This is a genomic window from Actinoplanes sp. NPDC051851, from assembly GCF_040681165.1.
Taxonomy (GTDB): Bacteria; Actinomycetota; Actinomycetes; order Mycobacteriales; family Micromonosporaceae; genus Actinoplanes.
In genome coordinates this window covers 160,942-185,010 of record NZ_JBFAYF010000002.1, presented here as the reverse complement: position 1 = coordinate 185,010, position 24,069 = coordinate 160,942, and the positions used below count along the sequence as shown (strand labels likewise).

Genomic DNA, 24,069 nt, shown 5'->3' with positions numbered 1-24,069 from the left:
ATGACGCGACGCCGCGGGGACGAGGGCTCGCTGCCGATGGCGATGCTCGTCATCACGGTCGTGATGTCGCTCTCCGCCTTCCTGGTCCCGATCGTGCTCCGGCAGATCAAGTCCACCCAGAACCTCGACCAGCGGAACGCCGCGCTCAGCGCCGCCGAGACGGGCCTGGACATGATGATGGCGCGGGTCCGGGCCGCCTCCGACAGCAGCCAGAGCGGATACCTGGAGAACCTGCCGCCGTGCACCCTCTCCGGGGACGGCGGCGTCTCCGCCACGAGCGAACGACTGACGTACGCGGTGACCCTCACCTACCTGGACCAGGACAGCGCCGCCCTGGCCTGCCCCACCACCGACGTGCCCACCACCGCGGTCGTCACCTCGATCGGCACCAGCGGATCGGCGAAGCGGACCCTGACCGCTACCTACATCTTCTCCACCAGCAACACGAACATCCCGGGCGGCCAGATCCGGATCGCCAGCTCGACCCTGGGCAACCAGTGCATGGACTCCACGACGACCAAGGCCCCGACCGCCGGCACGGCCATCCTCATGGCGACCTGTGACGGGAGCAGCCGCCAGCAGTTCGGCTACACCTCGGACCTCTACCTCAAGCTGATCAACTCGGAGTCGTCCTCCGCCACCTCCGGCATGTGCCTGTACGCCGGGAGCACCCACACCAGCGGCAACGCCCTGGTCTTCCAGGCCTGCCCGTCGGTGCGGACCACGACGTTCCAGTGGAGTCTGGACGGCAGCAGCATGTTCCACTCCACCAGCTCGGCGAGCGCGGTGGAGAGCCTCTGCGTCCGGGTCACGACCCCCGGGTCGACCTCGGTCAAGACGGTGACCCTCGGATCCTGCACGGTCAGCACCACGACCACGGTGTGGCGCTCCGCCACCGGTGTCGGCGCCGGCATGGCGGGCGACAGCACCAACCAGCTGGTCAACTACGCCCAGTTCAGCCGCTGTCTCGACGTCACGAGCAAGTCCATGAGCGCGACGTACATGATCGCCTGGTTCTGCAAGCAGTCGCCGAGCGGTGTCGTCGACTTCAACCAGCAGTGGGTGCACCCGGTACCGGTCGTTCCGGCGGTCTCCGCGTCCGGGCCCATCATCGTCAACAACACCAGCAGTACGAGCAACAGCAACAGCGGCACCGCCACCAACGACTACTGCCTCCAGTCGCCCGGCACCGCCACCTCCACGTCATGGGTGACGGTGACCGCCTGCAAGACGGCGGTGACCAAGGCGCTCTCCACCCTCCAGTGGACCGTCTACCACGACACGGGCGACTACGGCACGAGCTACCGGATCATGGATTACCTGGGCTACTGCCTGCAGCCGACCGACCAGGCCAGCACCACCTCCAACGACTTCCACAGCGACGGGACCAGCAAGGTGAAGGTGGCCGTCTGCAACACCTCCGAGCTGCAGAAGTGGAACGCGCCCGCGAACATCAGCCAGCCGACGCCGCTGACCAACCTGACCGAGAGCTGATCCCGGCGAGACGTCGCCGACCGGGGCTGGGGCGGTCATCCCATGGCCAGGAGCCGGCTGATCGCCGGAGAGCAGCCGACGATCCGTGTTCCGGCGACACCGACCAGGATGCGGGCGGCGGCCGCGTCGATGAACCGCAGGCCGCCCAGGTCGACGATGAGCACCTCCCGGGATCGGGCGGCGTCCTCCGCGAGGTGGTCCATCAGGGCCCGCAGGGCGTGCCGGTTGGAGAGGTCCGCCTCGCCCTCCAGCCGGAGACCGCGCGGCTCGACCGTACGCACCCCGCGCAGCAGCGGCACCGCGTCCGGGTCGGTCTCATGGGTGATCGTGGTGGGATGCGAGCAGGTCACCCGCCTCAGGTCGGCGGCGCTGAACAGGCGGCGGTCGTAGAGGCAGACGGCCGACGCGTAGCCCTCGGCGAGGAGGCGGCTCACCTCGGACTCGTACCAGGCGAGCCGGTCGGCACCACAGCGGCAGGCTCCGGACATGTCGCCGACCGCCCGCAGCCCGGCGAACCCGGCGGCCCGCGACCGGGCGGTCTCCTGCCGCCAGCAGTCGATCGCCGCCGCCGGATCGAAGACGCCGGACCCGATCAGGCGGAGCTGGTCACTGCGCATCGCCCGGGTCACGTCCACGCCCCGGATGGCGAGCGCGACACGCAGCCGCCCGGCGCCCTGCCCCTGGTAGAGGATCCGGTGGTGCTGCTGCAACCCGGCCCGGATGTAGGCGACCAGGCCGCGGCTGCGTGACGGTTCGTCATCGACGACGAGGCAGACGTGATCACCCGGACTCAGGCGGTCGAGTGGGCTGGCCTCGGCCATCTCTCGTCCCTCGGTTTCCGCTCGGCCCCCGTCGACTCGGCTCCGCTCACCGTAGCCACCCACCGGCGGCGCCGGTATCGCTGAATCCGGCGACCTCGGCCGGCGCTCGGCTCCGGTCGATTTCGCCCCGATGCGTGACGTGGCACCGCTCCGGGCAGCAGACTCCGGTAGGACGACGCCCGCGCGGGCTTTCGGTGGTTTCCCGAAGGAGGACGAATGGCTGTGACGGACCCGCTCGAACTGCTCGACGTCGCCGGTCTGCTGAGCGACGAGGAGCGGCAGATCCAGGAGACGGTGGGCCGGTTCGTCGCCGACCGGGTCCGCCCGTACGTCGCGGAGTGGTTCGAGGAGGGGACCTTCCCCCGCGAACTCGCCCCCGAACTGGGCAAGCTCGGTGTCCTCGGCATGCACCTGGACGGTTACGGCTGTGCCGGCACCAGCGCCGTCGCCTACGGGCTGGCGTGTCTCGAACTGGAGGCGGGCGACTCCGGCCTGCGCAGTTTCGTCTCGGTCCAGGGCTCCCTCGCGATGTTCTCGATCAGGAAATACGGCTCCGAGGAGCAGAAGCAGGAGTGGCTGCCGCGGATGGCCGCCGGCGAGGCGATCGGCTGCTTCGGCCTCACCGAACCCGACTTCGGCAGCGATCCCGCGAACATGCGCACCCGCGCCGTCCGCGCCGGCGACGACTGGATTCTCACCGGCACCAAGATGTGGATCACCAACGGCAGCATCGCCGACGTCGCCACGGTCTGGGCGCAGACCGAGGACGGCATCCGCGGCTTCCTCGTCCCCAGGGACACCCCGGGTTTCACCACCCGCACCATCAAGCAGAAGCTCTCGTTGCGCGCCTCCATCACCGGCGAGCTCATCCTCGACGAGGTCCGCCTTCCCGATACCGCCCGGCTCCCCGGCGCCCGCGGCCTCGGCGCCCCGCTGAGCTGCCTCAACGAGGCCCGGTTCGGCATCATCTTCGGTGCGGTGGGGGCCGCCCGGGACTGCCTGCGCACCGCCCTCGATTACGCCGGCACCCGGGTCCAGTTCGACCGCCCGATCGCGGCCTTCCAGCTCACTCAGGAGAAGCTGGCGAACATGGCGGTCGACCTGAACACCGCGGCGCTGCTCGCCCTGCACCTCGGCCGGCGCAAGGACGCCGGATCCCTCAAGCCGCACCAGGTCAGCGTCGGCAAGCTCAACAACGTCCGCAAGGCGCTCGCCATCGCCCGCGAGTGCCGGACGATCCTCGGCGGCAGCGGCATCACCCTCGAATACCCACCGCTGCGCCACGCCAACAACCTGGAGTCCGTCCTCACCTACGAGGGCACCTCCGAGATCCACACCCTGGTCATCGGTCAGGCGCTGACCGGCCACTCGGCTTATCGCTGACGTGCCGGGAACGCTGTCGGCGTCCGCGAGCGGTGTCGGTAGCGCTGGCGTCCCCTTCGGCACTCACCCTGGCGTTACTGCGCGGGCGGCGGCCGGACGGTCGGCTCATGGGGACACGGAACGGGGAGAACGGAGCGGGGAGGAAGGGTCAGCGGAGGAACGGGAGGAGGGCGGCGAGCATCTCGGACGGGGCCTCCTCGGCGGGGAAGTGGCCGCAGTTCGCGATGGTGACCGACGTCAGGTCGTCGGTCACCGGGGAGAGAGTGGCGGCGACCTGAGGGCCCAGGGAATCGGCGCCGGCGATGGCGAGGACCGGGGTCGTGATGCGGTGAGACCTGCGGCGGAGGTTCTGGTCGATGGTGGCGTCCAGGGCCCGGTAGAACTCGAAGCTACAGCGCAGGGCCTCGGGGTCGGTGAGCGTCTCGATGTAGTGGTCGACGGCGGACGGTTCCAGGGGACGAGCGGCCTTCGTCGCGAAGAGATGGCCGTAGAAGAGACGTTCGCGACCGGCGATCAGCCTCTCGTTGAGGCCGTCGAGCCGGTTGAAGGTGAAGTGGAAGAGGCGGTCGACGGCGGCCTCGGGCATGAAGAGCGGGGGTGACGCGGAGAGGCCGGGAATCACGGCTTCGGCGAGGGCGAGCCTGGTCAGGACATCGGGGTGGTCGACGGCGAGGGCGTAACCGGTCCACATGCCGAGGTCGTGGCCGACCATGGCGAAACGGTCGTGGCCCAGGGCCCGCATCAGTTCGACCATGTCGGCGGCCAGGGTTCCGGTGTCGTACCCGGTCTTCGGCTTGTCGGAGGTGCCGACCCCGCGCGGGTCGGCGGCGACGACGGTGAACTCCTCGGCGAGGGCGGGCATCAGCAGGCGCCAGGCGTGCGAGGTCTGGGGCCAGCCGCCGAGCAGTAGCAACGGCGGGCCGTCGCCGCCGACCGTGGCGTGCAGGTGCAGGTCGCCGACCGGGATCCGGTGATGAGAGAAGGTCATGACGAGGACCATAGCCTATCTTTGAACGATCGGTCCAACATGAGTCGATAGGGTCGTGCGCATGGCAGGACGGAAGCAGTTCGACGTCGACGTGGCGCTGGGCCGGGCGATGCACGTGTTCTGGGAGCACGGGTACGACGGGGCGTCGCTCGATCTGCTCACCACGGCCACCGGGCTGGGGCGGGGATCGCTGTACGGGACGTTCGGGGGCAAGGACGAGCTGTTCCGGAAGGCACTGGATCAGTACTCGGGGGTGTACGGGCCCCGGTACGAGTCGGCGCTCGCCGGGCATCCGGGCGATCCGGGGGCGGCGGTGGCGGCGTTCTTCGAGGTGGTGCTGGCGCGGATCGGGGATCCCGGCGTACCGGACGGGTGTCTGGTGGTCCAGTCGGCGGCGCAGTCGCCGAACCTGAGCGAGCCGAGCGCGGAGCACGTTCGCGGGATCATGGGGTTGCAGTGGTCGAGGATTCGGGCGGCGCTCGACAGAGCGGATGTTCCGGGCGGTGAGCTCGACGATCTGGCGACCTATGTGCTCGCGGTGAACCAGTCGCTGGCGGTGCTCAGCCGGGCCGGGACACCGATGGCGGATCTGCGGACCGTGGCGCGGATCGCGAGCGAGACGGTCACGCACCGGATGAGGGCCGCAGCCACAGGCAACGGCTGATCGCTGACCGCTGGCGGCAGCGATAACGATCACTGCTGGTGGGCGGGACGGGCCGGGGCGGGCAGACTTGGCGCGGCACCGCTGGGAGGAACACGGGGAATGGAACTCGACCTGCTCGGGCGCGCCGGAGTGTGGGGCGAGCTGACCGCGCTGCTGGAACCGGGGCGGGCGGCCGGTCCGGCCGTTCTGCTCGCCGGGCCGGCCGGGATCGGGAAGACGCTGCTGGTCGAGCGATTCGCCGGGCACGCGGCGGCGGCCGGTCACCGGGTGCTGCGCGGTGGCGGGGAGAGCGGCGGGGCGTCCTACGCGACCCTGCGCGGGCTCTTCGGCGGGTGCGATACCGGTGAACTGCCGGACGGGCAGCGGCGGGCACTGCGGGCGGCGCTGGACGGGCCCGGGGAACGGGTGGACCTGCTCGCCCTGCGGGCGGCGGTGTGCGCCCTCTGCGCGGTGCTCGCGAGCGACCGGCCGGACGCAGCGGAGCGCCAACGGCGAGAGGGCGGGTTGTCCGTATCGGATCGGGTGCTGGTGCTCGTCGTCGACGATGTCGACCGGGTCGACGCGGCCAGCCTCGATCTGCTGCTCACGCTGGCGTCGGTGATCAGTTGGCGGCAGCTGCCGGTGGTGGCGGTCTTCGCCAGCAGGACCGAGCGGGTTCCGGTCGAGCTGGCCGAGCTGGTGCGGCAGATCCCGGTGCCGCCGCTGGACGACCGTGCGGCGGAGCAGCTGCTGGATCGGCTGGGAGCGCCGGCCGGTGCGGCCCGGCTGGAGATCCTGCGGCGCTCGGCGGGCAATCCGCTGGCGCTGCACGAGTACGGCGAGAACGCCCGGCTCGCGGGAGGCCCGCGGGCCTCCCGCGCGGGAAGCCCGCGGGCCGAAGACACCCGGTCCGGGGAGGCGGAACGGGCGGGGCTCTTCGGGCGGCGGGTCGCCGCGCTGCCGGAGACGTCGCTGCGTGCGCTCACCCTGGCGGCGGCCGGGGAGCGCAGTCTCGCCGTCGTCGCCCGGGCCGATCCGGCGATGACCCCCGCCGTCTGGCGGCCCGCGGAGGAGGCCGGGCTGATCACCGTCGTCGACGGCGCGGTGCGGTTCCGGCATCCGCTGGTCGAGTACGCGGTGCTGGAGGCGGCGGGTGCCGAACCCCGGCGGCGGGCACACCGGATGCTCGCGGCGGCGACCGCGGATCCGCAACGCGCGCTGTGGCATCGCGCGGAGGCGACGGACGGGACCGACGCCGGGCTCGCCGAAGAGCTGATCGCGGCCGCCCGGACCCTGGACGGCGCGGCGGCGGTCACCGCGGTCGGGCTGCTGGAACGGGCCTGCGATCTGCTTCCGGCCGACCGGCGGGCGCCGGTCCTGGTCGAGGCGGCGGGCCGGGCCGCGGCGGTGGGCCGGGTCCGCTGGGCGGCCGGGATAGCCCAGCGGGCGCGACAGGGGCAGGGCCACCCGGAGCCGTCCGATCAGATGATCGATCTGCAGGCGTGGGCGCTGACCATGGCCGGGCGGGCCGACGCGGCGGCGGAGCTGCTCGTTCCGGTGCTGCGGCGGGCGAGCTCCGGCGCCACCCCGACCGCGCTCACCGAGACCGCGGGGCTCCCCGCCTTCCTCCTCGGCGACGGCCCCCTGACCGAAGCCCTGCGCGACGCCATCGCCGTCCCCCGGCCCGCCGCGGATCGTCAACCGGAACGGGAGCTCTTCCCCCGTGCACTCGTCGCCGCCGACGAGCGGCTCCGGCGGGCGATCCTCCGGGTTCCGGAACCGGTCACGCCCCGGGAGGTCGGGTACGCCGCGGCCGCCGGAGCGGGGGCGATGCTGATCGATGAACCCGAGCACGCGATCCGGCTGCTCGGCGCCGCGGTCCGCGCCGTCGCCGACGGGACCGCGACCGGCGTCTTCCTCACCGCCACCGGAGCGGCCGGATGGTCGCTGATCGATACCGGACGCTGGGTCGAGGCCGAGCAGCTGATCGTGCCGCTGCTCTCGTCGCCGGTGATGGCCGAGGCCGCGATGGTGCGGACCGGGGCACGGGTCCAGCTCGCCGTGATCGCCGCCGGGCGGGGGCGGCCCGTCTCCCCCACGGTCACCGGAACGCCCGCTTTCGATCTGCGGCTCCGCTGGGCTCAGGGCGTCGCGGCGGCGGGCGCGGGCGACCACGAGGAGGCCTATCGGCTGCTCCGCGGCGCGGTGGACCTCCCGCACCCGTGGCGGGTTCTGATCCTGCCTGACCTGGTCGCCGCGGCGCTGCACACCGGGCACGCCGACGAGGCCGGAGAGCTCCACGCACGCTTCGTTTCGGCGTACGCGAAAACGTGGTCGACCGAACGCAAGAGGCGGCAGATGGCCGCGGCAGGCGCCCTGCTCGCACCGGAGCCGGGAGTGGCGGCAGCCAGACTGACCGAGATCGTCACCTCGCCGGACGCGGCGCGCCACCCCTTCGAACGGGCGGTCCTCGCGGTCGAGCTGGCCGATCGGCTGCGCCGCGCCCAACAGCCCTCCCAGGCCCGGGACGTGCTGGTCGGGGCGTTGGACACGTTCGAACGGCTGCACGCCACGACCTGGGCGGCCCGGGTCCGCGGCGATCTCCGCACCGGCGCCCCGACCGCACCCGATCTCTTCGCGGCACTCACCGCGCAGCAGGAACAGATCATCCGGCTCGCCGCGCGCGGGCTCACCAACCGGGAGATCGGCGAGCGCCTCTTCCTGTCGCCGCGGACCGTCGGCTCACACCTCTACCGGATCTTCCCGCTGCTCGGCGTCGCGAACCGGACCCAGCTCGGCGATCTCGTCCGCGGCTCCCTGCTCGCCCCGGAAGGCACCCGGTGACCGAGGACGACCCCATCCGCGGAAGACGGGAAGGCACCCGGTGACCGAACTCGACGATGCGGCGCGGCGGCTGGCGGAGGGTGCGCTGCATCCGCCGTACCTCTATGCGATGGGTCCGGACGACGCGCGCCTGGCGCTGGACATGATGCAGTCACCGCCCGCCGACGCGTCCGATATAGACCACCGGGTCACGGAGCTCGGGGCGGACTGCGGCCACGCGCGACTGCACATCCTGGCGCCGCGGGGTGCGCTCGCCGCGCCGGTGATCCTGTACGCGCACGGCGGCGGATGGGTGCTCGGCGGCTGGTCGACGCATCACCGGGTGGCGACGTCGCTCTGCCGGGACACCGGGGCGATCGTGGTGATGCCGGAGTACTCACGGGTGCCGGAGGCGCGCTATCCGGTGGCGATCACGCAGCTCTCGGCGGCGCTGGAGTGGACCCGCGCGGGTGGCGTCCCGGAGGCCGACACCGCCCGGATCGCGCTGGCCGGGGATTGCGCGGGGGCGACGCTGGCCCTGTCGGTCGCGCTGATCGACCGCGCGCCGCGGAAGGACGATCCGCCGCCGGGCCGATCGCCGCTGGTGGCGCAGGTGCTGCTGTACCCGCTCGGCCTGCCGGATCCGGCGGACCGGTCCGCGGTGGAGTTCGCGACCGGCGCGGCGTTACGGCTGGTGGACGTGCGGCGGCTGTGCAAGGAGTACGCGCCGCGCGAGGAACCGCGGGCCGATCCGCTGAACACCACGGACGTGGCCGGGCTGCCACCGACGCTGCTGATCACGGCGGAGGCGGACGTCACGCGGGACCTGAGCGAGCGGTTCGGCGAACGGTTGCGGGCTGCCGGGGTACGCGTGACGGCGGCACGCTACCTGGGCACGGTCCACGATTTCGCGGTGCTCGACGCCCTGCGGTGGACGCCGTCGGCGCGCTCGGCCCGCAAGCAGGTCGCCGAGTACCTGCGCACGGCTTTCGCACCCACCCCGGCCGGCGCCGAGGGCCCCCGCACGGAGCACGAGACCCCTCCGCGCGGCGAGCCGGGATGACGGTGCCGTTGATCGGGCGTTCGCGCCACCTCGACCTGATCACCGGGGCGCTGCGGGAGGGACGGCCGGTCCTCGTCGTCGGGGGACGGGGAACCGGGCGGTCGATCCTGCTCGCGGAGGCCGCCCGCCGGCAGACCGGCACGACCGTGCTGGCGGTACGGGCGTTGCCCGGGGACGAGGCGCTACCGGGAGCCGGGCTGCAACGGCTGCTCACGCCGGTGCAGCGGGAGACCGCGGAGCTCCCGGCACCGGCCGCGGCGGCGTTCGCGCGGATCTTCGGGGTGGACGCGCCGGCGGTCGAGCCCGCCCCGCTGGCCGAGGCGATGGCGATGCTGCTGGACCGGTGGGGCCACGGCGGCCGCCGGCTGTTCTGTGTGGACGACCTGGACCGCCTGGACGAGCTGTCCCGCACCGTGCTCACCGAGCAGACCCGCATCCCGTTCCTGGCCAGCACCGGCCTCCTGCCCGGAAACGGCTTCCTGCCCGGGACCGGCTTCCTGCCCGGAAACGGCGAAACCGGGAACGGCGAAACCGGGAACGGCGAAACCGGGAACGGCGAAACCGGGAACGGGAACGGTATCCGTACGGTCCGGCTCGGCAGACTGAGCAGGGAGGACGCGGAACGGCTGCTCGGCACGATGCCCGGAGTCCGCGCGCACCCCGGCGCCCGTCTCCTCCTCGCCCAGGCCGCCGGCAACCCCCTCGCCCTCACCGAGCTCGCCGCCCATCTCCCCCCACCCGCGGAGCTCCCGCCCACCAGCACCGAGCTCCCGGTCCCGCCCCGCCTCCGGCGAGCGCTGGCACCGGCCGTCGAGACCCTCGATGACGTACGCCTGGAAGCCGCCCTCCTCGCCGCCTTCGCCACCGAGACGCCGGGCCGGAACACCCGCAAGGCCCTGGACGCCCTGATCCCGCCGCGGGTCTGGGCGGGGCTGACCGGCAGCGGCGTCCTCCGCCCCGGCCGGGCGCGCCGCTTCACGCACCCGGTCACCCGGGCGGCGGTGATCGAGCGGGCCGGCTTCACGCTGCGCCAGGAGACCCGGCGCCGGCTGGCGGGCCTGCTACCACCGGACGATCCGGCACGGGCCTGGCATACCGCACGAAGCTCCACCGAACCCGACGAGACGGCGGCGAACCACCTCGACCGGATCGGCACCGAGCTGCTGCACCGCGGGAGTCTGCGGGCGGCGGCGTACGCGCTGGGCCTCGCCGCGGCGAGCGGTCCGGACCCCGATGCGGCGCGCGCCCGGCGTCTGCGGGCGGCGATCTGCGCCCGGCACGCCGGCGAGCCCGCATGGGAACACCAGCTCGCACACGGTGAAACACACGGCGGGACGCACGGTGCAACATACGGCGGCACGCACGGTGAAACATACGGCGGCACGCACGACGGGACGCAGGGCCAAGGGCACGACGGGACACACGGACAAGCGCACGACGGGACGCACGGCGAGGCGCGTGGTGAGCGGACCGGGCCGCTGGAGGCTGCGGACCTCGGGCGCCTGCTGCGGATCGCCTGGCTGCGCGGTGACGACCAGACCCGTGGGGAGATCCGCGAGCTGGTGCGCGCGGGTGGCATCCGGGCGTCCGAGCTGCTCCTGGTCTGGGCGCGGGCACTCGTCGACGACGCCGACCCGGACGGGGACGCGTCGCGGTTGCTCAACGCGTACGGGAAACCGCACCGGAACGAGGGCATGCCGCCGGACCACCGTGCGGTGGCGCTGGGCACGATCGCGCTGGCCCGGCACGAGACGGCGCTGGCCCGGCGGCATCTGACCCGGGCCGCCGACCTCTCGCCGCCCGGTGGGCTGAATCGGCCGGTCGCGCTCGGCGGGCTGGCCTGGGTCGCCTACGACGCCGGTGATCTCACGACGGCGCGGGAACTCGCCGAGCAGACGCTGCGGGTGACCGATAGGGATCGGCACGCCACGATCATCGCCGACACCCGTGCCGGTGCGCTCACCACGATCGCCGCGGTCTCCGTGCTGCGCGAGGAGGCCGATCACGAGGAGCACGTCGGGGCGGCGCGCGGCGCGTTGCAGTACGGCCGGCACACCCTGCACGACCTGCGACTGGACCGCGCTCAGGGGCTGATCGCCGGGATCCGCGGCGAACACGGGCTCGCGTTCCACCGGCTCCGGCGGCACTTCGACGACGACGGCCGCCCGCTCCACCACCGGATCTCCGACCTCAGCCTCGCCGATCTCGCCCAGGTCGCCGTCGCTCTCGGGCGGGGCATCGAGATCAAACCCCTTCTCGCGTACGCCGAGGCCCGGGTCCGTACGCTGCGCTCGGTCCGCGTGACGGCGATCTGGAACCGGGCGCACGCGCTGCTGGCCGGACCGGAGGCGGGCGCCGAGACGTACTTCCGGCTCGCCCTGGCCGACCCGGGCACCGACCAGTGGGCCTTCGAACGGGCACTGACCCGGATGGACTACGCCCAGTGGCTCCGGCGACGGCAGCGCCCGGCCGAGTCCCGCCCGCTGCTCGGCGCGGCACGTGACGTCTTCGCCGCCGCCGGACTGCACGCCTGGGCGGACCGCGCCGCGGCGGAGCTGGCCGCCGCGGGCTCCCCGGGCCCGGCCCCGGCGGTGGACGGCCTGACCCCACAGCAGCGCCAGGTGGTGACGCTGGCCGCCCAGGGCCTGACCAATCCCCAGATAGCGGCGCGGCTGGGCCTCTCCGCGCGCACGGTCGGTACCCACCTGAGCCGCGCCTACCCGATCCTCGGCGTGACCCGCCGCACCCAGCTCCCCGGCCTCTCCCCCACCGACTGACGACCCGCCCCGGCCGGCCCTCACGGGTGGGTCACGGGACCGGGCACACCCCGGAGGTGCAGTCGTTCGACGGACGACGCGGGGTGGGGTGGCGGGCAGGGTGAGGGTATGAGTTATCCGAAGCCGGTGCTGGAGCCCGCCGCGGAGCAGTTCGTCCGGGAGAGCGCGCTGCCGCCCTACCCGTACCAGCTCGGGGTGGAGGACGGGCGGAAGGCGCTGGAGGCGGCGCAGTCCGGGAACGTCCCTCGGCCGGCCGCGGACGTCACGGACCTGGAGATCACCGGCGGACCGACCGGGCGGGTCGTGATCCGCATCGTGCGCCCGCCGGCCCGACCGCGGGAAGAGCCACAGCAAAGACGGCGCGAAGAGCCACCGGGACGGCTGCGGGAGGAGCCGGCGACGATGCCGGCGGTGGTGTACGTGCACGGCGGGGGCTGGGTGTTCGGGGGTGTGCAGACCCACGACCGGCTGGTCCGGGAGCTGGCCGTCGCCGCGGACGCCGCGATCGTGTTCGTGAACTACACGCCGGCCCCCGAGGCGCGGTATCCGATCGCGATCGAGGAGATCTACGCCGTGCTGGAGTGGATCGCGGTGCACGGCGCCGGGTACGGCCTGGACCCGTGCCGGATCGCGATCGCCGGTGACTCGGTGGGCGGGACGATGACCGCCGCTGTGACGATCATGGCGAAGCAGCGGTCCGGGCCGACCCTCGCCGGTCAGGTGCTCTTCTACCCGGTGACCGACGCGGCGTTCGGGACCGACTCGTACCACCAGTTCGCCGAGGGCTACGGGCTGCGGCGGGAGGCGATGCCGTGGTTCTGGGACCAGTATGCGCCGGACGTGCCGGTCCGTGCGGAGATCACCGCGTCGCCGCTGCGGGCCACCACGGAACAGCTGGCCGGACTGCCCCCGGCGCTGCTCGTGGTGGCCGAGGCGGACGTGCTGCGGGACGAGGGCGAGGCGTACGCGGCGTCGCTCCGGGCGGCCGGCGTCCCGGTCACCGGCGTCCGCTACCAGGGGATCATCCACGACTTCGTGATGCTGGACGCGCTCCGCGACACCCACGCGGCCCGGGCGGCGATCGCCCAGGCGGGAACGTTCCTGCAGGACGCGCTGGGTTGACCGGGGATCTCCAGGACGCGTCTCGTGGATCACGTGAGTGCGAGGCGCGGCTAGAGTCGGGGGGTGGATCGGGCGTTCCTGTTGCTCAAGCCGGACTGTCTGCGGCTCGGGCTGGGCGCCGAGGTGGAGGCGGTGGCGCGCGCGCACGGGCTGACGGTCCGCTGCCGTCACCGGCGCACGCTGACCCCGGACGACCTGCGCTTCCTCTGGACCGAGTACACGGACGAGGAGCACGTGCTGACCAGGGCCCTCCTCGACCGGTACCTCTGCGAGGGCCCGTCGGAGGTGTGGCACCTGACCGGCCCGGATGCCTTCGCCGCAACCCGCAAGATCAAGAGAAAGGTCCGCGGACGGTACGCCCGGGGTCCGTTCGCCAATCTCGTGCACGCCGCCGAGCAGCCCGCCGAGCTGACCCGGCAGGGGAATCGCCTGCTCGACGAGTGCTCCGCCTGGGAAGGTGACCCTGAGGACGGACAGCACGCGCGACGGCCCGGCGGCATCGACTTCCGGAGACACGCCGACGTCGATGCCGCGATCGACCGGCTCTGGCCGATGCTGCGGGTGGACGAGACGCCCGCGCCGCCGCCGGTCCGGTTGGACGACGGCAGCGGCGCGGTCTATCTCGGGCCGGATCCCGCCCATTCACTCGATTCGGCGGTCACCGCGCTCTGGCGGGCGCTCCCCGGGATCGATCTCGGGCACGCGATCCTGCTGAACACCTTCGCGGCGAAGACCGGTGGCTACCCGATCGCGGTCGGCGCGCGGGCCTCGGTGCTGCGCTGCCACGAGGCCCTGCTGCGGGCCGGACTCCAGCACTGCTGGACCGGGGTTCAGTGAGCGGCGCCCGCCAGGGCCCGGTCGGCGGGCACCGGGCGGCCCAGGTAGAAGCCCTGGCCCAGCGGGACGCCGCACGCCGCGAGGGCGCTGAGCTGGGTCGCCGACTCGATGCCCTCGGCGATCAGGACACAGCCCTGCGCGCTCGCGAACTCGGCCAGCGACCGGATCGACGCCTGCCGGGCGACCTCGGTCTCCACCCCCGCCAGCGCGGCCCGGCCCACCTTGAGGAAGGACGGCTGGAGGGACTCGATCCGGGCCAGGCTGTCGTAGCCCGCCCCCGCGTCGTCGACCGCGATCCGTACCCGGTGGTGGATGTTGTCCAGATCCTCGCGGGTGGCGTCGGTGACCTCCAGGACCAGCGGGCGGTTGCTCTCGGCCAGCAGCAGGTCCAGCTCCCGCGGGCGGCGCAGCAGGTCGGCCGAGACGTTCACGGAGAGCCAGGCGCCGGCCGGGAGCGCCTCGGCGGAGGCGAGCGCGGCCCGGATCAGCGCGGCGTCCAGGTCCACCTGCAGGCCCTGGGCCCGGGCGGCCTTCAGGCCCTCCTGCGGGCTGCTGCCGTCGGCGAACCGGGTGAGCGCCTCGTAGCCGACGACGTCGCCGGAGCCCAGCTCGAAGATGGGCTGGAAGACGGTGAAGAAGGTGAACTCCTCGAACGAGCTGGACGCGGTGGTCGCGGCGGCGCGCCGGCCACCGGACGGCGGCTGTGAGCGGACCGCGACCTGGGCGGCGCCCTGGACCGAGCCGTAGTGCAGCACCGAGGCCCAGTCGCCGATCGCCCGCGACTCGTGGCGGGTGGCCGGCACGGTCGTCTTCTCCCGGCGGACCGGGCGCTTGACCGGGCGGTACAGCCAGGCCTTGAGGTGGGTGAGCAGGTCGACGATGGTGTTGCCGACACCGACGAAGGCCACCATCGCGTACGACGCGAGCACCAGGTTGATGCCGGCGAAGACCAGGTTGTTCCAGTTGCTCAGCTGGATGTCGCGGACCGCGGTGTAGAGGCAGAGCAGGATCAGGGCCGTCGGCGCGGCCAGGTAGAACGTCGCCGCCGTGGTCCGGTCGCGTACCTTCGGGGTGCGCTTGAACTGGCTCTTCTCGCCGGTCAGCAGCTGCAGGATGCTGGCGAAGCTGCCGGAGAGGTTGACCGGGAGCAGGATCAGGTTGAAGCCGTAGATGCGCAGCACGTCGATCCGCTTGTAGCCGCAGGACTTCAGGTCGGCCGCCATCATCAGGAAGTACGGCACCGAGACGAGCAGCAGGATCGGGTTGAGCAGGTCCGCGTTGAACGGGTAGACCAGCATCACCACCAGGCAGATGGAGCTCCAGAAGATGGAGGCCATGTAGTTCACCCGGAGGAAGAGCTCGCCGAAGCGGTTCTTCTGGCCGCGGGCCTTGCGCGCCTTGAACTGGTCCTTCAGCCGGGACAGGATCAGCAGGCCGCCGTTGGCCCAGCGCTGCCGCTGGATGCAGAGCGAGCCGAAGTCCGGCGGGGTGGCCGAGTACGCCAGCCGCTCCGGGTAGTTGTAGAGCGTCCAGCCGTGCACGCCGAGGTCGATCGTGGACTCGGTGTCCTCGATGACCGTACGGTCCTGGATGTAGCGCTTGATCTCCCAGTCGCCCTCGTACGCGATCTCGCAGATGTCGTCGAGGGCCTTCTTGCGCAGCACCGCGTTGGCGCCCACCCAGAACGTCGCGTCGTAGTGCGTCATGCCCTGGTGCACGATGTGCTGGATGTCGGTGGTGGCGCCGGAGATCCGCTCGATCCGGGTGGCCGCGCCGGGGAACGCGCTGTACGGCGTCTGCGCGACCGCGACGTGCGCGTGGGCGCCCTGCTCCATCAGGTGGACGAGGCGGAGCGCGTACTCCGGCATCAGCACGCTGTCCGCGTCCAGGGTGAGCACGTAGTCCGGGTCCGGGACGATCAGCTCGGCACGGCCCGGCGCGGCGGAGACCAGCGCGATCCCGAGCGGGGTGCTGACCTCCTGGTACGCCCCGCCCATCAGCCCGACGTAGCTGTTCAGGTTCATCGCCTTGTTGGGCTCGGCGGAGAGCGAGACGTACCGCTTGCGCTCGAAGCCGGTGATGGTCACGTCGAAGATGGCGAGCAGCCGCCGGTAGAGCTGGTTCAGCCGGGCGTACGGCAGGACCGCGTTCTGCGCGGCGCCCTGCTCGATCGCCTCGGCGATGGTGCCCAGGTCGGCGGCGAGCGCGTGCACGATGTGGTCGACGAAGAACGTGTCGGTGTGGTCGACCATCTCCTGGCGGTGGCCGAGGCCGTACAGCCAGCCCTCGGCGAACCGGTACTCGGCCGCCAGGGTGCGCATGTCGGTCAGATCAACGCTGTTCTTGACCGCGAAATCATCATGAATCGCTTTGACCCGATGGAACGGTACGTCCAGCTCGGCCTGGATCGCGCCGGGCAGCGCGCGTGCCGAGAGCAGCATGTCCCGCGCGGCCCGGGTCTTCGGCTGCTGCGGGTCGTCGATCAGCAGCGTCACCCGCAGCCCCGGGTACTCCTGCAGCGCCGCGGAGAGCAGCGTGGTCCGGATGACCCGCTCGTCCTCCTGATAGGAGGGCACCAGCACGGTCACCGAGGGCGTCTTCGGCTCGGCCAGGAAGCCGTCCAGCAGGATCCGCGGCGACCGGTGGTGGGCGCGGCTGCGGTAGAAGAATCCGATCCGGGTGATCAGGTACGCCATCGCGGACGCCGCGAGGCCGGTGACCACCAGCATGTACACGATCGCCTCGACGGCCAGCCGCGCGCTGGTCGCCTTGCCGACGATGAACTGCTCGAACACCGTGTAGGCGATGTAGCAGGCCCAGACGGTGATGGTCAGCACGATCGCCAGCCGGCCGCGGGCGATCCGGCCCTCGGAGACGGGTGGCGCGACGATCGGATGCGGTGCGGACCGGCGGTCGGCGCCCCACTGGCGGGGCCCGTCCGGTCGGCGCTTGTCCTGCATGAAGGCGCCCTTCATTCGGCTGGGGGGCTGTTGACGGCTCCCATCGGCGGGCCGGGCGGCGATCCAAGGGAATCCCTTCAGCGGGGCCCGCGGCTGCCGATCCGAGGGGTCCGACCATCCCTATCGAGAGGGCTGCCATGCTGCTCACCGACTCCGTGCGGTCGGACGACCCACTGGCCGATCCGAACTGGCAGGAGCCGGAGCCCCCGGAGCAGCGGCTCTCCTGGCTGCGGCTCGGGTTCCTCATCGTGCTGGCGGGCGTGCTCGGCACCGGTGGCACCGTGGCGGTCCTGCACTTCCGGGACAACGCCGGCCCGCACGCGCAGTCGTGGGCGGTGCCGTACGTCGACGTCACGCTCACCCCGACCTTCCAGTTCCAGGACCCGGACGCGAACCCGTCCAACAACGTGGCGCTCGGCTTCGTGGTCGCCGACAAGACCGACGGGTGCTCGCCGAGCTGGGGTGGGGCGTACACGCCGGACGAGGCGGCCACCTCCCTCGAACTGGACCGGCGGGTCAGCCAGCTGCGCGCGGCGGGCGGCAACGTGATGCTCAGCGTCGGCGGCCTGAACAACACCGAACTCGCGGTCGCCTGCACCGACCAGGCCAAGCTGACCGACGCGTACCGGCAGCTGATCGAGCGGTACGACGTGGACACCATCGACCTGGACGTGGAGGGCACCGCCGTCGCCGACCAGGCCTCCCTGGAACGCCGCGCGGCCGCGCTGACGACGATCCAGGCCGAGCGCACCGCGGCCGGCGACCCGCTGACCGTCTGGCTGACCCTGCCGGTCGCGCCCGCCGGGCTGACCACGGACGGGCTCGCCGCGGTGCGGACCACCCTGGAGGGCGGCGTCTCGCTGCGCGGCGTCAACATCATGACGATGGACTTCGGCGCCGCGGCCACCGGATCGGATCCGGACATGCTGCAGCTCTCCGAGGACGCGCTGAACGCCACCCACAAGCAGCTCTCCGACCTCTACCTGCGGCTCGGGGTGAACCTGACCTCTCCCCAGGTCTGGTCCCGGATCGGCGCCACCCCGATGATCGGCCAGAACGACGTGGACGCCGAGCGCTTCACGGTGAAGGACGCCGAGGGGCTGGCCCAGTTCGCCGTCGACAAGGGCCTGGGCCGGGTCTCCATGTGGTCGGTGAACCGGGACGCCCCGTGCAAGGGCACCTTCACCAACGTGGTCGTCCACTCCAACACCTGCAGCGGCGTCGAGCAGGAGAAGCTCGCGTTCTCCTCGGTCTTCGCGGGCCTGCCCGGTACCGACTCGGGCACCGCGAGCCAGGAGGCGATCACCATGCCGACCCAGGCGACCACCATCGACGACGAGGCGACCAGCCCGTACCCGGTCTGGCGGCTGACCGCCCAGTACGTCGGCGGCTACAAGGTGGTCTGGCACGGCGTGGTCTACCAGGCCAAGTGGGCGAACTCGGGCTCCGACCCGTCCGCCGACGACGACTCCGGCACGCCCACCCCGTGGTCGGTGATCGGCCCGGTCAGCTCGACCGACACGAAGCCGACCCCGACGCCGACAGTCACCGGCGTGAAGAAGCTCTGGACCGCGACCACGGTCTACAAGCGGGGCGACCGGGTGCTCTTCGACGGTCTCCCGTACGAGGCCCGCTGGTCGACGACGGGCGACGCGCCGTCGACGGAGTACCCGATCGGTCCCGAGGAGCCCTGGGCGCCGCTCTTCACGGTGCCCGGCGAGCCCGTCACCAGCTGAGGTGTTCCGGTCCCCGGGGGCAGCCCCGGGGACCGGAGCGACCATCCGGGCACGATGGCTGCCCCAAGGGGAAACAAGCGTGCCGCCGCCGGGTGGGGCGGGCTACCGTCGGACGACGGGCAGGGCGGCGGAAAGAGGCGACGCGTGGGCAGCAGCCGGCGGCCGGACGGGGATCAGCACGCGGCGACCGGGCGGACCGCCGCTCGCGGGGAGACCGCGCGACCCGGTGCCGGCGGGTGGGATCTACCCACACTCCAGCGGGCGATCGGGAACCGGGCCTTCGGCGAGCTGCTCGCGGCACGCAGCCACTCGGCCGGGTGCGGCGACGGCTGCGGGCACGACGGCGGCGCGGCGAACGGGCTGATCGACACGGCCCTGCGCGGGAGCGGGCGGCCGCTCGAGGCACCGTTCCAGCGGGAGATGGAGTCGACGTTCCGGTCGGATCTCTCCGGTGTCCGGGAGTTCCGCGGCCCGGCGGCCGAGCGGGCGGCGGCCGCGGTCGACGCCAAGGCCTTCACCATCGGCAGCAACATCGTGTACGGCGCCGGCGGCGAGTCGAAGGAGACCCGGATCCACGAGCTCACCCACGTGGTGAAGCCGATCTCCGCGGTCGGCTCCACGGTCGGCGGCGTCGGCGTGACCGACCCGGGCGGCGCGGGCGAGCGCGAGGCCGAGGCGAACGCCCGCCGGATCGCCGCGGGCGGCGCCAGCACGGTGACCGGCGCCGGAGCCCTCGACGACGACCAGCCGGTGGCCCGCGCCACCACCGGCTCGGTGATCCAGCGCGCACTGCCGGCCGGGGCGGAGAATTCCAACGTCGGCTTCCACCGGCATCTCGGGGCGGGTGGCCGCGTCGACGACGCGTGGATGGTGACCGACGGATCGCTGCAGGGCTACGCGCCACGGCAGGCGCCGCCCGGCTGGGACTACATCCAGAACCTCGGGATGACCAACTTCTGGATCCGGTTCCATCTGGTCAACGAGATCGCCGGCGGGCCGGGCAGCGCGGACAACCTGGTCCCGGCGTCGAAGATCGACAACTCGCAATACCACAACAGGTACGAGAACGCGCTGAAGAGGGACGTGGCCGCGGCCAAACCGGTCGTGGGAGACAAGGTCTTCTACGGGGTGGAGCTCGACTACCAGACACCGGTGACCGGCACCCCGGGCCAGCAGACGAACGCGCCGTTCTTCCCGACCGCGCTGCAGGTCTACCACGGTTACTACCAGGCGGCGACACAGCAGTGGACGCAGCGGCACAACGGCACGCTGTTCCCCTTCTCCCAGGCACAACCGACCGATCCGGGCACGGTGACGGCTCTCTCCAGCGTGGACCTCTCGATCCTCAAGGCGCTGGCGCCCGGCACCCAGAAGTGGACCCAGGAGGACGTCGACTTCCTGCACGACATCGCGACGCCCAACGGAACCCGGAACGCGGAGTTCACCGCATACCTCAACGAGGTGGTGGCGGAGAAGGAGCCGATGTACGCGTACCGCTACGCCTTCGACAAGATGCCCTTCAAGCCGAAGACCGCCGCCGGCGTCAGTGCCAGCGGCCGGCCGCAGCGGAGCACCCAGGGCATCACGTTCGGCACCCGGATCGACGGCTACACCAACGGTGACGTGGCGATGGCGCAGCTGTGCCAGCACCTCGGCACCGGGCGGATCACCCTCTAGGAGGCGGTGGGCATGTCGGAGCTGTGGCGGGCACACGTCGAGGCGCGGGACGGAGCCGTCCTGACCCTGCGGATCGCGACCGTGCACCCGGACGCCGGGCCGGTACCCGGCACCGCCGCGTTCGCCACCCGGCTGCTCGCCGACGCGCTGCTGCCCGAGTCCGCGGGCGGCGACTGGACGGTCACGTCGGCCTCGGTGTCTCAGAACGAGGTGCTCACCGTCGAGCTGAGCGGCGGCGACCGGCTGCTGGAACGGATCCCGCCCGGATACGAATGGGACAGCGCGGCCTATTGACCGCCCACTTTGGAATCATGGGTCGGGTGACGACTGTCGATGGGATGAGCCCCGGTCTCGCCGACGCCCTGCGGCGGCACCGGCTCGCGGCCGGGCACACCCAGGAGGAGCTGGCCGAGCTGGCCGGGGTGGCGGTCCGGACGGTACGCAACCTGGAGCTCGGCCGGGTCGCCCACCCACGACGGCACACCCTGGAGCGGATCGCCGACCGGCTGGGCCTCGGCGACGCGGAACGCGCCCGGCTGCTCGGTGCCGTCCGCGCCACCGGCGGCACGCCGCCCTCCGCGGTCTCGCTCCCGGCCGCGCTGCCGGACTTCGTCGGGCGGCGGGCGCACCTCCGGCGGATCACCGAGCTCGCCGAACAGGACCGGGTCCGTACGGTCGTCGTCGCCGGACCGCCCGGTGTCGGCAAGACCAGCCTGATCGTGCAGGTGGCGCACGGGCTCACGGCACGGTTCCCGGGCGGGGTGCTCTTCGCCGGCCTGCGCGGGATGGACGACGAGCCGACCGGTACCGCCGCGGCGCTCGGGCAGCTGCTGACCGCGCTCGGGCTCGGGCCGCTGCCGGAGAGCGAGGAGGGGCGGCTCGCGGCGTACCGGACGGTCACCAACCGGGGCCGCGGCCTCCTGGTGCTGGACAACGCGCGGGACGAGGCACAGGTCCGGCCGCTGCTGCCGGCCGGGGGCCGCTGGCTGACGCTGATCTCCAGCCGGAGCAGGCTGGGCGGGCTCTCCGCCGCCGAGCGGATGTCGCTGGACGTGCTGAGCGAACCCGAGTCGCAGCGGCTGCTCACCGAGGTGGTCGGCGCGGAGCGGATCGGGACCGAGCCGTCGGCCGCGGCCGAGCTGGGCCGGCTCTGCGGCGGGCTGCCGCTGGCGCTGCGGGTGGCGGCGAACCGGCTGATCATCCGGCCGGAGTGGAGCGTCCGGTCGCTGACCGACCGGCTCCGCGACGAGCGGCACCGGCTCGACCGGCTGCACGTCGGTGATCTCGGGGTACGCAGCGCGTTCGAGCTGTCGTACCGGCTGCTGGACGCGACCGGGCGGCGGGCGCTGCGGCGGCTCGCGGTGGCGCCGCTGCCGGCGTACTCGGCGGAGCTGGTGGCCCCGCTGATCGACGCGGACGAGGCGACCGCCGAACGGGCCCTGGACGCGCTGGTCGACGCCGGCCTCGCCGAGCCGGCCCGGGCCAGCGGCCGGTACGCGCTGCACGACCTGCTCGCCCTCTTCGCACGGGACCGGGCGTACGCGCAGGACGACCCGGCCGAACGGCTCGCGGCCCAGGACCGGCTCGCCGCGTTCCTGCTGCGCCGCTGCTCGGACGCGGGTGCCTGGCTGGAACCCGAGGGCGACCGGCCGGGCGGGGTCTTCGACGGCTCACGGGCCGCGCTCGACTGGCTGGACCGTAAACACGACGCACTCTGGTGGGCGGTCCGGCACACCGCGGCCCGGCACCGCCACGACGGGGTGCTGACCGCGGCGCGGGACCTCTACTGGTACTCCGAGCGACGGCACGCGGCCCTGCCCTGGGCGGAGTTCTTCCAGCTCGCGGTCGAGGCGGCGCGGGCCCTCGGCGACCACCGGGCGGAGGCGGTGCAGGAGAACAACCTCGGCTGGGCGCTCCGGGTCACCCTCGGCCGGCCGCAGGACGCGGAGCGGCATCACCGTACGGCCCTGCGGCTCGCCCGGGCGGCCGGCGACCCGGTGAGCGCCGGCTGGGCGGACCGCTACCTCGGCGCGGTGCTCGCCGAGCGCGGCGAGACCGGCGGGGCCCTGCATCATCTGGCCGAGGCGGAACGCGTGTTCACCGGCACCGGTGACCGGCTGGCCGCCATCGTCACCGCCCGCGCCCAGGCCGAACTGCTGCGCGCCCGGGGCGAGCTGGACACCGCGCAGTCGGTGCTGGAGACCGCGCTCGGCCGCTGGGACCCGGAGGTCGCCGAGCGGCTGCCCGGCTACGCGATCCGCGGGTACCTCCGCGCCCAGCTCGGCATGGTGCAGGCCGACCGCGGCGAGCCGGACCGGGCCATGGCGACGCTGGCCGCGGCGGTCGCCGACTTCGCCGCCGGGGACGACGTCGGCCACTCCGGGGAGGCGCACCTCGCGATGGCCGCGATCGCCGTCGCCCGCGACGACCAGGCCGGGGCCGCGACGCACCTGGACCGGGCCGCCGAGATCTTCATCGCCTCGGACGCCAAGCGCAGTCACCTCGCCGAGGTGGGCCGCCTGCGCCGCGCCCTGCGCCGCCAGGACGCCCGCGCCTGCTAGACAGCGCCCGCCGGACCCGGACGGGCCTCAGAGGTAGGCCAGCGCATGCCGTGTCAGGTCGGCCTTGTTGCCCGCGTCCAGCTTCAGACGGATCCGGTTCACGTACGAGTTGACCGTCGCCTCCGAGACTCCGAGACGCCGCGCCGTCTGGGCATGGGTGAACCCGTGCGCGATCAGCGCCAGCGTCTCGCTCTCCCGGCGCCCCAGTGAGGCGGCCGCCACCGTGTCGGTGCGCAGCCGGACCGAGAGCTCGCGGCACAGGTAGCCACCGCCGGCCCGCGCCACGGCGAACGCGATCCGCACCTCGTCGGGGCAGGCCGCGTCGCTGACCACCGCGCGTACGCCGGAACGCAACGCGACCCGGGCCGAGACCGTCGCGGTCGCCGGGACCACCGCGACCGTGGGGAAGCGGGCCGCCAGGACCCGCATCACCGCGGCGGGCCGGCCCACCGACACCACCAGGTCCGGCACGCCCTCGATCGCGCCGGGCGAGTCCACCACCGTCAACCGCCGAACCTCGCCGAGCCCGCCGATCTGCCGCCGGATCGCCTGCCGGGCCGGCGGCTCACCGGCCACCGCGTACACGTCCATCGCACACCCCCACGCATCGCACGCCCCGACCCGGAGTCGATCGCATGTGGCGGGTCGTCGGCGAGGCAAAACGACCGGCAATTCGAAGGTCACATCGCGCCGGCCACCCGGCCCGGTCACATCGCGACGAAGCCCAGTTCGGCGGCGCGCCGTGTCAGCTCGGCCTTGTTCGCCGCGCCGAGCTTGCGCCGCAACCTCTTCGCGTACGTGTTGACGGTCTGCTCGGTGACCCCCAGTTCGCGGGCGGCCTCGCGGTGGGTGAGCCCGGCGACGATGCAGCGCAGTGTGGCCACCTCACGCGGGGCGAGGTGCACCGGGTCCTCGTCGTCGTCCCTCGTGATGATCGCGGCCAGCACCGACGGGGCCAGGTAGGAGCCGCCGGAGCGGATCGCCGCCCTGGCCGCGGGCAATTCGGTCGCCTCGTCGCCGATCACCGCGCGCGCCCCGGCCGCGATCAGGGCGAGCGGGTCCGTGTCCGGAGCTTTACCGAGCACCACGACCGGGCATGTCAATCGGGCCAGCTCAGCCATGTCCGGAACAGGCCAATATACGACGGTGAGATCCGCCCCACCGTTCATGGACTGTGATGCGGG

General features: G+C 72.9%; 17 protein-coding genes. 12 read left to right on the top strand and 5 right to left on the bottom strand.

Going from position 1 to position 24,069, the window contains the following annotated elements:
* The gene (locus AB0M08_RS03315) at nucleotides 1–1,494 is read left to right on the top strand and encodes a ricin-type beta-trefoil lectin domain protein (RefSeq protein WP_364487594.1); all 1,494 of its coding nucleotides are present in this window, start codon (nucleotides 1–3) and stop codon (nucleotides 1,492–1,494) included.
* Between the two features lie 35 nt (nucleotides 1,495–1,529).
* Here AB0M08_RS03315 and AB0M08_RS03310 read toward each other — a convergent pair whose 3' ends face one another.
* A complete protein-coding gene (locus AB0M08_RS03310; RefSeq protein ID WP_364487591.1) occupies nucleotides 1,530–2,315 on the bottom strand; it encodes an MEDS domain-containing protein in 786 nt (261 codons plus the stop codon).
* A 216-nt stretch (nucleotides 2,316–2,531) separates the two neighbouring features.
* On the opposite strand from AB0M08_RS03310, the gene AB0M08_RS03305 reads away from it, so the two are divergent.
* Nucleotides 2,532–3,698 carry an acyl-CoA dehydrogenase family protein gene (locus AB0M08_RS03305; protein WP_364487588.1) on the top strand — a complete coding sequence of 389 codons (1,167 nt, stop codon included), beginning with the start codon at nucleotides 2,532–2,534 and terminating at the stop codon, nucleotides 3,696–3,698.
* A 148-nt stretch (nucleotides 3,699–3,846) separates the two neighbouring features.
* Here AB0M08_RS03305 and AB0M08_RS03300 read toward each other — a convergent pair whose 3' ends face one another.
* The gene (locus AB0M08_RS03300; protein ID WP_364487585.1) at nucleotides 3,847–4,686 is read right to left on the bottom strand and encodes an alpha/beta hydrolase; all 840 of its coding nucleotides are present in this window, start codon (nucleotides 4,684–4,686) and stop codon (nucleotides 3,847–3,849) included.
* A gap of 61 nt (nucleotides 4,687–4,747) precedes the next feature.
* Here AB0M08_RS03300 and AB0M08_RS03295 point away from each other — a divergent pair, with 61 nt between their 5' ends.
* The 6 genes from AB0M08_RS03295 to AB0M08_RS03270 all read left to right on the top strand — a co-directional run bounded on the left by AB0M08_RS03295 (nucleotide 4,748) and on the right by AB0M08_RS03270 (nucleotide 13,951).
* Nucleotides 4,748–5,350, top strand: coding sequence for a TetR/AcrR family transcriptional regulator (locus AB0M08_RS03295; RefSeq protein WP_364487582.1), 603 nt, complete (start codon nucleotides 4,748–4,750; stop codon nucleotides 5,348–5,350).
* Nucleotides 5,351–5,449: 99 nt separating this feature from the next.
* Entirely contained in the window at nucleotides 5,450–8,173 is a 2,724-nt protein-coding gene (locus tag AB0M08_RS03290) for an AAA family ATPase (RefSeq protein WP_364487579.1), read from the top strand.
* Between the two features lie 40 nt (nucleotides 8,174–8,213).
* Nucleotides 8,214–9,215 carry an alpha/beta hydrolase gene (locus AB0M08_RS03285; RefSeq protein WP_364487577.1) on the top strand — a complete coding sequence of 334 codons (1,002 nt, stop codon included), beginning with the start codon at nucleotides 8,214–8,216 and terminating at the stop codon, nucleotides 9,213–9,215.
* Entirely contained in the window at nucleotides 9,212–11,992 is a 2,781-nt protein-coding gene (locus tag AB0M08_RS03280) for a LuxR C-terminal-related transcriptional regulator (RefSeq protein ID WP_364487574.1), read from the top strand. Before AB0M08_RS03285 ends, AB0M08_RS03280 begins: the two co-directional genes overlap by 4 nt.
* 108 nt (nucleotides 11,993–12,100) lie before the next feature.
* Nucleotides 12,101–13,114: an alpha/beta hydrolase gene (locus AB0M08_RS03275; RefSeq protein ID WP_364487571.1), complete on the top strand. Its 1,014-nt coding sequence runs from the start codon at nucleotides 12,101–12,103 to the stop codon at nucleotides 13,112–13,114.
* Nucleotides 13,115–13,177: 63 nt separating this feature from the next.
* Entirely contained in the window at nucleotides 13,178–13,951 is a 774-nt protein-coding gene (locus tag AB0M08_RS03270) for a hypothetical protein (RefSeq protein ID WP_364487568.1), read from the top strand.
* On the opposite strand, the gene AB0M08_RS03265 is transcribed toward AB0M08_RS03270, so the two are convergent.
* A complete protein-coding gene (locus AB0M08_RS03265) occupies nucleotides 13,945–16,911 on the bottom strand; it encodes an EAL domain-containing protein (protein ID WP_364487565.1) in 2,967 nt (988 codons plus the stop codon). The genes AB0M08_RS03270 and AB0M08_RS03265 overlap by 7 nt on opposite strands.
* A gap of 137 nt (nucleotides 16,912–17,048) precedes the next feature.
* Here AB0M08_RS03265 and AB0M08_RS03260 point away from each other — a divergent pair, with 137 nt between their 5' ends.
* The 4 genes from AB0M08_RS03260 to AB0M08_RS03245 all read left to right on the top strand — a co-directional run bounded on the left by AB0M08_RS03260 (nucleotide 17,049) and on the right by AB0M08_RS03245 (nucleotide 22,885).
* The gene (locus AB0M08_RS03260; RefSeq protein WP_364487562.1) at nucleotides 17,049–18,647 is read left to right on the top strand and encodes a chitinase; all 1,599 of its coding nucleotides are present in this window, start codon (nucleotides 17,049–17,051) and stop codon (nucleotides 18,645–18,647) included.
* A 144-nt stretch (nucleotides 18,648–18,791) separates the two neighbouring features.
* Nucleotides 18,792–20,324 (top strand): DUF4157 domain-containing protein, encoded by a 1,533-nt coding sequence (locus AB0M08_RS03255; RefSeq protein WP_364487559.1) that lies wholly within the window; start codon nucleotides 18,792–18,794, stop codon nucleotides 20,322–20,324.
* A gap of 12 nt (nucleotides 20,325–20,336) precedes the next feature.
* Nucleotides 20,337–20,618 (top strand): hypothetical protein, encoded by a 282-nt coding sequence (locus AB0M08_RS03250; protein ID WP_364487556.1) that lies wholly within the window; start codon nucleotides 20,337–20,339, stop codon nucleotides 20,616–20,618.
* Between the two features lie 26 nt (nucleotides 20,619–20,644).
* Nucleotides 20,645–22,885: a helix-turn-helix domain-containing protein gene (locus AB0M08_RS03245; RefSeq protein WP_364487553.1), complete on the top strand. Its 2,241-nt coding sequence runs from the start codon at nucleotides 20,645–20,647 to the stop codon at nucleotides 22,883–22,885.
* Between the two features lie 27 nt (nucleotides 22,886–22,912).
* On the opposite strand, the gene AB0M08_RS03240 is transcribed toward AB0M08_RS03245, so the two are convergent.
* Together AB0M08_RS03240 and AB0M08_RS03235 are read right to left on the bottom strand one after the other, a co-directional pair.
* Entirely contained in the window at nucleotides 22,913–23,476 is a 564-nt protein-coding gene (locus AB0M08_RS03240; RefSeq protein ID WP_364487550.1) for a LuxR C-terminal-related transcriptional regulator, read from the bottom strand.
* 116 nt (nucleotides 23,477–23,592) lie between these two features.
* On the bottom strand, nucleotides 23,593–24,006 hold the full coding sequence (locus tag AB0M08_RS03235) for a LuxR C-terminal-related transcriptional regulator (RefSeq protein ID WP_364487547.1): 414 nt from the start codon (nucleotides 24,004–24,006) through the stop codon (nucleotides 23,593–23,595).
* Nucleotides 24,007–24,069 lie beyond the last annotated feature (63 nt).